This is a genomic window from Segatella asaccharophila, from assembly GCF_054687055.1.
Window position 1 is genome coordinate 81,275 of sequence record NZ_BAACAN010000002.1, and the last position, 12,568, is coordinate 93,842.

General features: G+C 50.1%; 7 protein-coding genes. 5 read left to right on the forward strand and 2 right to left on the reverse strand.

The window, feature by feature from the left end; genetic code table 11:
* Positions 1–27: 27 nt before the first annotated feature.
* Positions 28–2,100, reverse strand: coding sequence for a transcription termination factor Rho (gene rho, locus ACYRYG_RS01685; RefSeq protein WP_293416597.1), 2,073 nt, complete (start codon positions 2,098–2,100; stop codon positions 28–30).
* Between the two features lie 172 nt (positions 2,101–2,272).
* Here rho and ACYRYG_RS01690 point away from each other — a divergent pair, with 172 nt between their 5' ends.
* Entirely contained in the window at positions 2,273–4,075 is a 1,803-nt protein-coding gene (locus ACYRYG_RS01690; RefSeq protein WP_460197428.1) for an ABC-F family ATP-binding cassette domain-containing protein, read from the forward strand.
* Positions 4,076–4,138: 63 nt separating this feature from the next.
* Here the strand turns inward: ACYRYG_RS01690 and ACYRYG_RS01695 are convergent, their stop codons facing one another.
* Entirely contained in the window at positions 4,139–8,314 is a 4,176-nt protein-coding gene (locus ACYRYG_RS01695; RefSeq protein ID WP_460197429.1) for a translocation/assembly module TamB domain-containing protein, read from the reverse strand.
* A 322-nt stretch (positions 8,315–8,636) separates the two neighbouring features.
* Between ACYRYG_RS01695 and ACYRYG_RS01700 the strand changes: the two genes are divergently transcribed.
* From ACYRYG_RS01700 to ACYRYG_RS01715, 4 genes are read left to right on the forward strand one after another with little or no spacing between them, the layout of a single operon-like run.
* Positions 8,637–9,992 carry a Na(+)-translocating NADH-quinone reductase subunit A gene (locus ACYRYG_RS01700; protein WP_460197430.1) on the forward strand — a complete coding sequence of 452 codons (1,356 nt, stop codon included), beginning with the start codon at positions 8,637–8,639 and terminating at the stop codon, positions 9,990–9,992.
* Positions 9,993–9,997: 5 nt separating this feature from the next.
* The gene (locus ACYRYG_RS01705; RefSeq protein WP_293422432.1) at positions 9,998–11,176 is read left to right on the forward strand and encodes an NADH:ubiquinone reductase (Na(+)-transporting) subunit B; all 1,179 of its coding nucleotides are present in this window, start codon (positions 9,998–10,000) and stop codon (positions 11,174–11,176) included.
* Entirely contained in the window at positions 11,176–11,904 is a 729-nt protein-coding gene (nqrC, locus tag ACYRYG_RS01710; protein ID WP_293416633.1) for an NADH:ubiquinone reductase (Na(+)-transporting) subunit C, read from the forward strand. The genes ACYRYG_RS01705 and nqrC overlap by 1 nt, the downstream gene beginning before the upstream one ends.
* Before the next feature lie 18 nt (positions 11,905–11,922).
* A complete protein-coding gene (locus ACYRYG_RS01715) occupies positions 11,923–12,555 on the forward strand; it encodes an NADH:ubiquinone reductase (Na(+)-transporting) subunit D (protein WP_293416587.1) in 633 nt (210 codons plus the stop codon).
* Positions 12,556–12,568: the final 13 nt, after the last annotated feature.

Sequence of the window (12,568 nt, forward strand, 5' to 3'; positions counted from 1 at the left end):
ACCTGAATGCTCAGGCTGTCAAATTCCTCATGAGTTCATTGACAGCAGGAACTCCTCATTGTCATGCGTATGAATCATCCGGTCACGGATCGTGTTCATGGCCTCAATGGGATTCATGTCACTGATATATTTGCGGAGAATCCACATGCGGTCAAGGGTCGTCTTGTCCTGCAGCAGATCATCCCGGCGCGTGCTGGAAGCCACAAGATTAACAGCAGGGAATATACGTTTGTTGGACAGAGAACGGTCAAGTTGCAGTTCCATATTACCTGTACCCTTGAATTCCTCAAAGATGACCTCGTCCATCTTACTGCCCGTATCGATCAGGGCCGTGGCGATGATGGTCAGAGACCCTCCGCCTTCGATATTACGGGCTGCCCCGAAGAATCTCTTCGGCTTTTGCAGGGCGTTAGCGTCTACACCGCCGGTGAGGACCTTTCCTGATGCCGGAGCCACCGTATTATAAGCACGGGCGAGACGCGTGATCGAGTCAAGGAAGATGACCACGTCATGTCCGCATTCTACCATCCGCTTTGCCTTTTCAAGTACGATGCCCGCAATCTTGACATGCCGTTCTGCCGGTTCATCGAAGGTGGAGGCGATGACTTCTGCATTGACGGTACGAGCCATGTCCGTCACCTCCTCCGGGCGCTCGTCGATCAGCAGCATCATCAGGTAAGCTTCCGGATGGTTTGCTGCAATGGCGTTGGCGATATTCTTCATCAGGATGGTCTTACCGGTTTTCGGCTGGGCCACGATCAGGGCACGCTGGCCCTTTCCGATAGGAGAGAAGAGGTCTACTACACGGGTGCTGAGATCCGTTGTGGCCTTGTCGCCGCAAAGGTTAAACTTCTCCTCCGGGAACAAAGGGGTAAGGTGCTCGAAAGGTATCCTGTCCCTGATTTCACTAGGCTGCCGGCCGTTGATCTCGTCAATGGAGGTCAGAGGGAAGTATTTCTCCCCATCGTGCGGCGGTCTTACATGACAATTGATCACGTCACCGGTCTTCAGGCCGTAGCGTCTGATGAAATTCTGTGATACGTAGATGTCATCAGGGGAAGAAAGATAATTATAATCACTGGAACGAAGGAACCCATAACCGTCTGGCATCACTTCTAGGACACCCGTTGAGGTGATCAGGTCAGCAAAGTCGTAGGTTACCGCAGGGGCGGCCTCCTGTCTGGGGGCTACCGGCTGGTAAGCGCGAGGCTGTGGAGTGGTCGGGCGGTCAAACATGTCGAAAGAGGGTACGGCACCCTGATCTTCTATCGGAAGGTCGACGACAGTGATAAAATCCGTTCCGTTGCCCGGATCACCATCCCATATCCCTTCACTGGAGGCATCGTGGTTGTTCGGTTTACTTTCTGTATTTTCGTTATGAGCGTTCATTTTTGCCTGGAGTTGAGCGATGAGTTGGTTATCTCGGTGGTTGTCCTCACTGTTATGGTGTGCTGCAGAAGAGAACGCAGCTTCCGGAATAATATTGGAATTGTGATCCTGATGTTCTTCCTTTTTCAATTCAGCCGTCGCATTATTGAGCACGTTTTCTATTTTTGAGCCTGAGAGGGGCGTTTTTTCTTTAGGGGGATTATCCGTATGATCGGTGCCGACAGGAGTAGGGGTGTCTTCTTCTTTCTCCACCGCTTCCACCGGCTGGTCTTGTGTCTTGCTCACCACCGCTTTAGCGTCAGCGATAGCCTTAAGTTCCGCTTTACTCTTGCGCCCTCTGTGTTTGGGAATATTTGCCAGGAAATCAGCCGCCGCTTTCACATCATCCGTCGACTTTGGCTTTTCTGTTTCCGGATCATCCTGGAAAAGAGCCTGGTCCTCAGGTCCTTTTCCCTTATTTTTCATCACGTCGAAATTTTCTCCTTCCTTTCCTTTTACGGAATAGACACGATCGTCATGTTTGGTGATATGGATACGCCTGCGCCTTATGCCAAGGGGATTTTTTTCACCCTCTACAGCTGCCTGTTGGTCAAGGATCGCATAAGTAATTTGTTCCGGACTATCTCCGGACGTATAATCGGCGCCAATTTTTTTGGCAATATCTTCAAGTTCTGAGATATTTTTTGATAATAACTCGTCTTTACTATACATTAACATTTATGTATAAAAATTCTGTTGAAAAAGCGTTTCACGAATGGAAACACTGTGTTCTGTTGAAATCGAGTGCAAATATAGATAAAATAATCTTCTCTGCCAAATTTTAGATACGTTTTTTTGTGTTCTCCTTTATTTCCAGTACCTTTGCCGGCAAATAAACAAGTGTATGGCAAAAGAGAGACCTTATCTTGATGTACAGAATCTGACGAAACGTTTCGGGGCCAGACTCCTTTTTGAAAATATTTCCTTTTCGATCGCCGAGGGCCAGAAAGTAGGATTGATTGCCCAGAACGGGACGGGGAAGTCTACGCTGATGTCCATGATTACCGGTGAGGAAGGAATAGACAGCGGACAGGTGATCTTCCGCCGTGACCTCAAAGTGGGCTATCTGGAACAGTCACCTAAGTTTGATCCTGACGAGACCGTCCTGGATGCCTGTTTCAACCATCATGGTGATCCTGCCAAGGTGCTGAAGGCCAAGCAGATTCTCAGTCAGTTGAAGATTGATAACATGCAGCAGCCGGTAGGACAACTGAGTGGCGGGCAGCAGAAGCGGGTGGCACTGGCTAATGTCTTGATCATGGAACCGGACCTCTTCCTTCTGGATGAACCTACGAACCATTTGGATCTGGACATGATCGTCTGGCTTGAGGACTTCTTTGAAAAGGGGAACAAAACCTTGCTGATGGTGACTCATGACCGTTATTTCCTTGACCGGGTTTGTAATTCCATCATCGAGTTGGATGACCACCAACTCTATACCTATGGCGGCAACTACAGTTATTATCTGGAAAAGCGCCAGGAGCGGATGGACCAGACACGGGCAGAGATTCAGCATGCGAAGAACTTGTACCGGAAAGAACTCGACTGGATGCGGCGCATGCCACAGGCGCGTGGGCATAAGGCCCGTTATCGTGAAGAGGCTTTCTTCGATTTGCAGCAGGTCGCCAGGAAAAGGATTGAGGACCGGCAGATGCGCCTGAAGGCTTCTCATGTATATATAGGAAGCAAGATCTTCGAATGCCAGTATGTTTCGAAGTCGTGGGGGGCGAAGGTGATCCTCAAGAATTTTTATTATAATTTCTCACGGTTTGAAAAGATGGGAATCGTGGGCGATAACGGGACGGGTAAGTCGACCTTCATCAAAATGCTGTTAGGACTTGTCCCTCCTGACAGTGGACGGTTTGATATTGGCGAGACCGTGCGTTTTGGCTATTTCGCGCAGGAAGGTATGCAGTTTGATGACCAGCAGAAAGTGATCGACGTGATCACTGACATTGCCGACAATATTGATCTGGGAGGCGGCCGTCATCTGACAGCTGCACAGTTCCTGGAGTATTTCCTGTTCTCCCCCCAGGAGCAGCACGATTATGTTTACAAACTTTCGGGAGGGCAGAGGCGTAAACTCTATCTTTGTTCCATCCTGATGAAGAACCCGAATTTCCTGGTACTGGACGAGCCTACGAATGATCTGGATATTCAGACCCTTCAGGTCCTGGAGGAGTATCTTCAGGACTTTCCCGGGTGTGTGATCATTATCAGCCATGACCGGTATTTTATGGATAAGGTGGTGGACCATCTGTTGGTCTTTAAGGGCGATGGTATCATCAAGGATTTTCCGGGGAATTATACCCAGTATCGGGAATGGAGCTCCCTTCAGTCGGAAAAGGATCAGGAGGCGAAGAGAGAGAAGAAAGGAAAAGAGGAACATGAAACTCCGGCCGCACCGAAGGTGAATGATCACCGCTCCAGCACGAAGATGACCTATAAGGAGCAAAGAGAGTTTGAAAGTCTCTCCGTAGAGATCAAAGCGTTGGAAGGGGAGCAGAAACAATTGGAAAAGGACCTCTGCAGCGGACAACTCTCCGTGGAGGATTTGACGGAAAAGAGCAAAAGACTTCCTCAGTTGAAGGAAGAACTGGATAACAAGAGCATGCGGTGGCTGGAACTCAGCGAACTTAAATCATGAAAGGCCGGAAGGACTGCTGTCTGCCGGTGGACAGATGGGAACACGGTCCGGTGCATATCGTCTTCATTCACTGGAGGGTCTGCCGATGAGGGGCGGGACACCATCCTTCTTGGGCAGGGCTTTCTTTTTCTTCTTTTTCCTGATGCCTAACAGATCCCGTATGCCGTTGAAGTCTTTCTTAAGGATAAAACCGATCCCTTGCGTGTTCAGGCTGTTGCGTGTGAAATAACGGTCGTTGGTCTGGTTGTAGATCCGGAGGGCAATGTTCCCGTTCGGAATTAACAGATACCGGATGTCAAAATCCCCGATGAAACTTGTGGTTGCATTCGCTTTGTCCCGATACCCGAACTGGCCGTTGAACTGGAGGCGGTTATTGAACATCCTGCCACTGAGGAGACCTTCATATTCCGCATTGTAAAAGCCCTCGTTACCGGTAGAAATATTTGCTCCGAAATTCCAGTTGGAATTATTGATTACCGAAGAGAGGACCTGGCTCAACTGCTGGCTGATCGTGCCGCTGAGGAGACTCTGCATCGCCAGTGAGGTCTGTTTTTGCTGTTCCGTGCTCTCCACTGCGGCATTGTTGTTCCCTTCGTTATAGAATCGTCCTACCGCCAGGAGGTAAAGCACCTGCTGGTTCATATCCTCTTCGCTGTTGAGAAGGGAATAGACCATCTGTTTCGCTTCACTGTTTAAGGTCGGCAAGTCAAGGGCAAAACTGATCTTGGGCTCTTGCGGAGTACCGGTAATATTCATCAGACAGTTGACGCGGATATTGTTGGAAGAGAAACTCTTGCCGATATTCAAATCAGAGAGGCTTACCCCATTGACCACATAGAGGGCCTGGAGGTTCAAGGCTGACCGGTAAGGGTCGCCATTGAAGGCAATTGTACCGCCCTGCTGAAACTGGAAATCTTTTTTGATGATATTCTGGATGGTGAGTTTGTAGATCCCGTGATCGACGACATAGCTGCCGAACATCTGGAAGTTTCCTTTATTGAAATAATTTGCCCGGATCAGACCGTCCCCGTTCAGGGTAATATAATCCTGTGACTGATTGTCCAGCAGCAGTTTGACAGTCAGGTCCTGGTTTGCATTAATGACAAAGTTGAAATGGAGATCGGTAGGAATATCCGGGTGGGTGCCATTGGAAAAGTCAGGACGATGAACCAGGGATTTCATGTTTAGGGTATCTTTGGAGACATCCTGCCAGTGGATGAAGGATTCATTGTCCACCGCATCGGGGCTGGCGGCATTGTAGACCAGCAAGGAGCCCTTTTCCGGTTTGACGTTCACATCAAAGGTGACCTCTCCATTCTTTCCGTGGATTCCGCAATTGCCGGTGGTATACAGGGTCCCGTAAAAAGTGTTGCTGCCAAACTCATGGGTATCGTAAGCAAGGAGTTTCCGGCCTTGGAGGTTAAGGTCATAGCTCATATCTGTCAGATGCTTGTGATGGATAGCCCCGGACAGGATCCCCTGGTTCCCGTCACGATCATTCAGCGAATCGTCGGGGAACTGTATCTCGTCGGGGATGGCATGGATGCGCAGGTGCTGGAAAGAGTAGTCTACATCAGTAGGGATGATGTGGACTTTGCCATGACCGGTGAGATCTCCTGTCAGGTTGATATTGTCAAAGGTGCCGGCTACGAGCAACTCTCCATTGCCCCATGCGTCGATATGGTTCATGAATGAACCGCAGAGACTCTTGAGAAACTCTAATTTCGTGTTTTCTGCCTTAATGTCAATGCTTAGGCGGTTATGCTCGGGAGAGATATAACCGTTGATGAAGGTGTTTATTCCCGGCCCGTCCTTGGCTATGGAATGGATGTCTATTTGTCCTTTAGCCTGGTCATAATTGACATGAGCGTATAAAGTGCCCATCTCACCTCCCTGGAATCTGAATTTTGATACATTCAGGTCTGATGATATGCTGGGATGTTTGCTGAAGAGGGCGGAGAGGTTGATCTTTCCGGAAGCCTTTCCTGAGAAGTCGACGGTATGGAAATTGATGAGGTTGAGGATATAACTGACATCTATGTCGTTGATGTCCACGAGCAGGGAGTCGTCGGGAGAAGGTGTGGCCGTGCCATCGACGATGAGATGCTGGTCCTGGTGGCCTACGGAGAAATGACCTATATCGAGGTGATTCTTTCGGTAGTAAATATCTCCTGACTGGACTTTCCATATCGAATCACCGACGATGAAGTCGCTGGGCATGATCTCGATATGCGCTGTGTTCTGGCCGGCGAGGTCCTTGTAAAATTGTGTCCGTGAGAGAAGGCGTCCATGGATATGGAGTTTCTGGGAGTGGTTGTCAAAGGAGAAGGCTGTGGAGAGACGATTATGGGCCGCCGAGGCACGGACGTCAAAGCAGTTGCCGTTTTCCGCACATAAGTTGGCTACTGCCTTGAGGGTGTCAGCAGGGGTGGTGAGGTGAACGGATCCCTGGCGGTAGGCCACCCCGTCATACGTGAATCCGGGCAGACTGACATCCAGGTCAGCGGTTTTCCCATAGTTGCTTACCCTTCCTGTAAGGAGAGCCGGAGCATGCAGGTGGAGAGGGATGCCGAACAGTTTCTGGATCATCTCCGTTCCTTTAAGGTTGATGCTGACCGTGAAGTCATTATTGCTCTTCACCGTCTCTTTCTTCAGACCAGGAAAGGTCGGGAGTTTGTCTGCCAGCAGTTGTCTGAGGCTCTGCATGAGGGTAGCATAGTCATAGGTGCCGTTCAGATGGGCCTGCACCTCCGGGGCCGTAATGTCCAGTCTTGAATCCCGCCCCTGTTTCTTGGCTTCAATCTGGATGTTCCTGAAGGTATAGTTCTTTCTGATCCCTGTCCATCTGCTGAGCATGAAAGGGGAGAGGTGGTGAATATTTGCCAGGAGATTATACCTGTGTTGTTTTATGGCATAATTGCCTTTCAGATCGATACTGATATTAGGGTCATTGATCTTTCCCGTTCCGGAAAGGTCGGAATGCAGCAGTTTGCCGTCGATGATGATATTCCGGTAAGGGTATCCGTCATAGTCGAAACGGGAGAGGATACCCTTGGCCACGAGGTCAGGAATTCCCCTCGACGGGAGATGACCGTCTATATCCAGGTCCGCCGTCGTGATCCCGAAATGGCGGTCATTTAAAATGCGCCCTAAGTCGGCTTTGCGGACATTGATCCTGGCCGTAAAGTTCCTCTGGTGCTTGCCTAAGGCCAGGACCGCATCTCCGGCATCACATTTAAGGGCACCTATCGCGGCGATGTTCTGGTCATATCCCCCTATTCTCCCACTGAAATCAAGTGTGCCCAGGCGGGTGATCAATGAGGGGATATGCCATCTTGTCCCTAAATTATCAAGGAGAAACTGGATACCGTCTCTTCTCAGGAACAGATGGCTGATATGAGTCAGCCAGTGGTATTGGTTGTTCCAGTAGCTTAGCACCGCCGAGGCTTGCAGGTTGATGCTCCCCGTTGCCGCCTTGAGAGCCAGCCCGCTGATCTGAAGGCGGGACGAAGTGCCCCTGAACGAGGTGCTCAGGAAGACAGGATTGATGAACCTGTGGAACTGTGGCATCAGGAAGGAGAAATCCGAGAGTGTTATTTCAGACTGCAGGATACTTCCCGTAAACTCCACAGAGGGGATGTCTATCTTCTTCCCGGTCATCGAATAGGTTACCTTTATAGGTCCGAGAGCCAGTGACGTGCCCGGAAGATCCATCCTGAAGTTGTCCAGAATGGCCTCATGACGATTAGCCGTCAGTTTGAACCGCAACTGTTTCAGATCCAGCCCGCTGGCTTCCCGGAAGACCAGTTTCTTCACGTTTAAATCAATGTTGTGGTCCGTGAGATGATTGAGGATGATATGACTGCTCACCTCTGTGAGGTGGAGGTGATGGAGATCGAAGGTGGGGGAAGGAGCGACATCCTTTTGGTCATATTTGATGTCTCCGTGGCGGATAATCAGACTGTTCAGGCGGAGGTCCAGGGGGGGGTGCTTCTGTGAGGGATGGGAAGCCAGGGAGTCGACGACAAACTGATAGTTGGGTCTGGCGTCAGCGGTCTGCTTATAAAGGAGAGCTTTCAGTCCGAAAATCTGTGCTGAGGAGATGATCACTTTGCCCTTGGCGAGGGCCCACAGATCTACTTTCGCCGCCATCCTGGAAGCCGCGAACATGGAGTCACCCTTCTGGTCCAGTACGGATACGTCATCAATGATCAGACGGTTGAAGAATCCTACATCCACCCGTCCTACACTCGCCTGAGTACCGAACTTTTTTTCGATGGCATCAGCTACCCTTGCTCCTAAAAGGTCCTGGACTGCAGGGAGATGGAGAAGGATGATCAGGATGACATAGAGTCCTATAATGGTCCAGATAACCGTATTTATAATATGCTTGAGCCGCTTCAGTTTCTTTCTAATACCTTAATAATTATGTGATGCAAAATTATCAAAAAAAAGTGTGTTTTGAAAATAAATCGCTATAAAAATAACATTTTACGCAAATTCTGTGTATATTTGCAATTAACTATTCGAATATTTAACAGAGCCAAATAATAATGTAGTTATGGTAAATGTAATCAAGTTGCGGAAAGGCTTGAATATTAATCTGAAGGGAAAGGCAACGAAGAAAAGAAGTAAACTATCGCAAGAGGATGGAATATTCGGAGTGGTTCCTGATGATTTTACGGGTGTTATACCAAAGGTAGTCGTCCATGCCGGTGATCAAGTTAAAGCAGGGGACGCATTGTTTGTTAATAAATTTTTCCCGGCTGTAAGATTTCCCTCTCCCGTCAGCGGAACGGTGACGGATATTGTCAGAGGCGAGCGGCGAAAGGTTCTTTGTGTAAAGGTAAAGGCAGATGAAAAACAGGTGTTCAGGGATTTTGGGCGTAAAGAGATTTCCGGTCTGGAAGGTGAAGCGGTGAAGGAATCGCTTCTGGATGCAGGCCTGTTTGGCTTCATTAACCAGTTGCCTTATGCTGTCTCCACGACCCCTGACGTAAAGCCTAAGGCCATTTTTGTGTCGGCGCTCCGGGATATGCCCTTGGCCTGTGATTTCGAGATGGAGTTGCAGGGGAACGAGGACGCTTTCCAGACGGGTCTGACGGCGCTGAGTAAGATGGCGCCTACCCATTTGGGGATTGGTGCCCGTCAGACGGCTCCGGCATTGGTCTCTGCCAGGGACGTGACGGTGACGGTCTTCCAGGGTCCCTGCCCTGCAGGGAATGTAGGTGTTCAGGTGAACCATCTTGATCCGGTCAACAAGGGAGAGGTGGTCTGGACGGTGGATCCTTCTGCCGTGATCTTTTTCGGACGGCTTTTCCTGACCGGAAAAGTAGATCTGACCAGGACCATTGCCGTAGCCGGAAGTGAGGTGAAAGATCCCTCTTACCTGGACGTGCGCATAGGGACTTCCCTGGGGACGATCTTGAAATCCAGACTGAAGAGTTCTGACCATGTCCGTGTGATCAACGGGAACCCGCTTACCGGAAAGCATGCCGGTCCGGAAGATTTTCTGGGCGCTCATGTCAGCGAGGTGACGGTGATCCCCGAGGGGGATACCGCAGATGAGTTCCTGGGGTGGATCCGTCCCAGGACGAGGCAGTTTTCGGTGAGCCATAGTTATTTCTCCTGGCTGTTCGGGCACAAGAAGGCCTATGACCTGGATGCCAGGATCAAGGGTGGTGAGCGTCACATGATTATGAGTGGCGAATATGACCGGGTGTTGCCCATGGACATTTACGGCGGTTATCTGATCAAGGCCATCCTGTCGGGGAATATTGACCGTCAGGAGCAGTTGGGCATCTATGAAGTCAGTCCGGAGGATTTTGCCCTAGCAGAGTTTGTCGACAGTTCCAAGTTGCCGTTACAGAAGATTGTCCGTGACGGTTTGAATCAATTACGTAAAGAAAATGCTTGAAAACAATGAGTCTCAAAAAGTATCTTAATCGAGTAAAACCCTGTTTTGAAGAGGGGGGAAAGTTACACGCCTTTGAAAGTGTTTACGACGGATTTGAAGCTTTCCTGTATGTGCCGAACAAGACCTCGTCCAGTGGAACGAACATACATGACTCCATTGATTCCAAGCGGATCATGATCCTCGTGGTCATCGCTTTGATGCCTGCCTTGTTGTTTGGGATGTATAATGTAGGCTATCAGAATTATATGCTGGCAGCCAGCCATCTTGGTCATCTGGCCCGTCCGGGTTTCTGGGCACTGTTCGGTTATGGCTTCCTGGCGGTACTGCCGAAGATCCTGGTCAGTTATATTGTAGGTCTGGGGATAGAGTTTGCGTGGGCTCAGTGGAAGCATGAGGAGATACAGGAAGGCTACCTGGTCACCGGCATTCTCCTTCCGATGATCCTCCCGGTCAGTTGTCCTCTGTGGATACTGGCTGTGGCAGTCGCCTTTGCGGTGATCTTTGCCAAGGAAATCTTCGGCGGTACGGGGATGAACATCTTCAATGTCGCTTTGGTTGCCCGTGCCTTCATGTTCTTTTCTTATCCCTCGAAGATGAGCGGCGCCAGCGTATGGATCGCCACGGACAAGATCTGCGGACTGGGCTTTACGCTGCCTGACGGCATCACTGCGGCTACGCCTTTAGGACAGATCAGCCAGAATGTTACCGTTCCTTACAGTTTATGGGATATGTTCAATGGTCTTATCCCCGGTTCTATTGGTGAGACGAGCGTGATAGCCATTGCCCTGGGAGCCTTGATGCTCCTGGTCACCGGCATAGCCAGTTGGAAGACCATGCTGAGTGTGTTTGTCGGCGGCGGGGTGACGGCAGCTCTTTTCAGTGCTACCGGATCAACGCCCATTCCATGGTATGAGCAACTTTGCCTGGGTGGTTTTGCCTTTGGTGCCGTCTTCATGGCTACTGATCCTGTCACCTCTGCCCGGACAGAAACCGGCAAGTATATCTACGGACTGCTCATCGGTATCCTCGCGATAGTGATCAGGGTCAAGAACCCGGGGTATGCCGAGGGGATGATGCTGGCCATTCTTGTGATGAATATGTTTGCGCCGTTGATTGACCACTGTGTCGTACAGTACAATATCTCCAAGAGGATGAAACGTGTAACCTCCAAAAACGAAAGATGATGTCAGAAAGAAAGAAAAAAAGTCTGGATACAAATTCGAATACTTATACCATTATTTATGCGAGTATCCTGGTCATCGTGGTAGCCTTTATGCTGGCGTTTGTCTTCAGGGCTCTTGCACCGCGCCAGAATGCAAACGTAGCCCTGGACCAGAAGAAGTGTGTGCTGGCTGCCCTGAATATCCGGGACCTCACGGACCAGCAGGCCGCAGCCACCTATGACCGGGTCGTGAAAACTGATGAGATCCTCAATGAAGCGGGTAAGGTGGTGAATCCCGGCTCTCCCGGTGCCGATCAGGCAGGGTTCAAACTGAACAGTGCTGATTACAAGGCGGGCAGGCTGGCTCTTTATGTCTGTCAGGTCAACGGGGAGCGGAAGTATGTGATCCCCGTTTACGGCATGGGGCTGTGGGGACCCATCTGGGGCTATATAGCTATCAATGCAGACAAGTCTACCGTTTTCGGGGCTTACTTTGATCATGAGAGTGAGACGGCCGGACTGGGTGCCGAGATTAAGGACAATGCCCAGTGGCAGGAGCAGTTCCGTCAGAAGAAGATTTTCAAACAGGGGAGCAGTGATATAGCGCTGTCCGTGGTGAAGAAAGTCGATGTTACCGATCCTTCTACCCAGTGTGATGCCGTGACCGGTGCTACCCTGACTTCCAAGGGGGTCAGCGCAATGCTGCATGAAGGTTTGGGAAAATACAAAGCATTTTTAATCCAGAAATAGAAGGAGAGGAGAATAGATATGAATAATTTGTTTTCAAAGGAGAACACACAGGCCTTCACCCGTCCGCTGAATGCGGATAACCCCATTATGGTACAGGTGCTGGGCATTTGCTCTTCTCTTGCCGTCACGTCACAGTTGAAGCCGGCAATCGTCATGGGCCTTGCCGTCACGGTGATCACGGCCTTTTCCAATGTCATTATCTCATTGATACGCAAATCCATCCCGAACCGTATCCGCATTATCGTCCAGTTGGTGGTCGTGGCTGCCCTGGTTACGGTGGTGAGCCAGATGCTGAAGGCTTTTGCCTATGATGTAAGTGTACAGCTCTCGGTATATGTGGGACTGATCATTACCAACTGTATCCTGATGGGGCGGTTAGAGGCGTTTGCGATGCATAACCGTCCTTGGCCGAGTTTTCTGGATGGACTCGGCAATGGACTGGGATATGCCTGGATATTAGTCGTTGTGGGTGCTGTACGGGAATTCCTGGGACGCGGGTCCCTTTTCGGTTTCCAGATTCTCACCCCCAGTACTTCCGGTGACGGCTATCTCAATAATGGGATGATGACGATGCCGGCGATGGCCCTGATCCTTCTGGGCTGTATCATCTGGGTGCATCGTGCTCTTTTTGACAGTGAAGATAAAAAATGACAGTTTAGAAAAT

What these genes read in the sequence shown, in the direction of transcription:
- ACYRYG_RS01690 (WP_460197428.1), top strand. Translation starts at nt 2,273, where the DNA reads ATGGCAAAAGAGAGACCTTATCTTGATGTACAGAATCTGACGAAACGT.
- rho (WP_293416597.1), bottom strand. Translation starts at nt 2,100, where the DNA reads ATGTATAGTAAAGACGAGTTATTATCAAAAAATATCTCAGAACTTGAA.
- ACYRYG_RS01700 (WP_460197430.1), top strand. Translation starts at nt 8,637, where the DNA reads ATGGTAAATGTAATCAAGTTGCGGAAAGGCTTGAATATTAATCTGAAG.
- ACYRYG_RS01715 (WP_293416587.1), top strand. Translation starts at nt 11,923, where the DNA reads ATGAATAATTTGTTTTCAAAGGAGAACACACAGGCCTTCACCCGTCCG.
- ACYRYG_RS01705 (WP_293422432.1), top strand. Translation starts at nt 9,998, where the DNA reads ATGAGTCTCAAAAAGTATCTTAATCGAGTAAAACCCTGTTTTGAAGAG.
- nqrC (WP_293416633.1), top strand. Translation starts at nt 11,176, where the DNA reads ATGTCAGAAAGAAAGAAAAAAAGTCTGGATACAAATTCGAATACTTAT.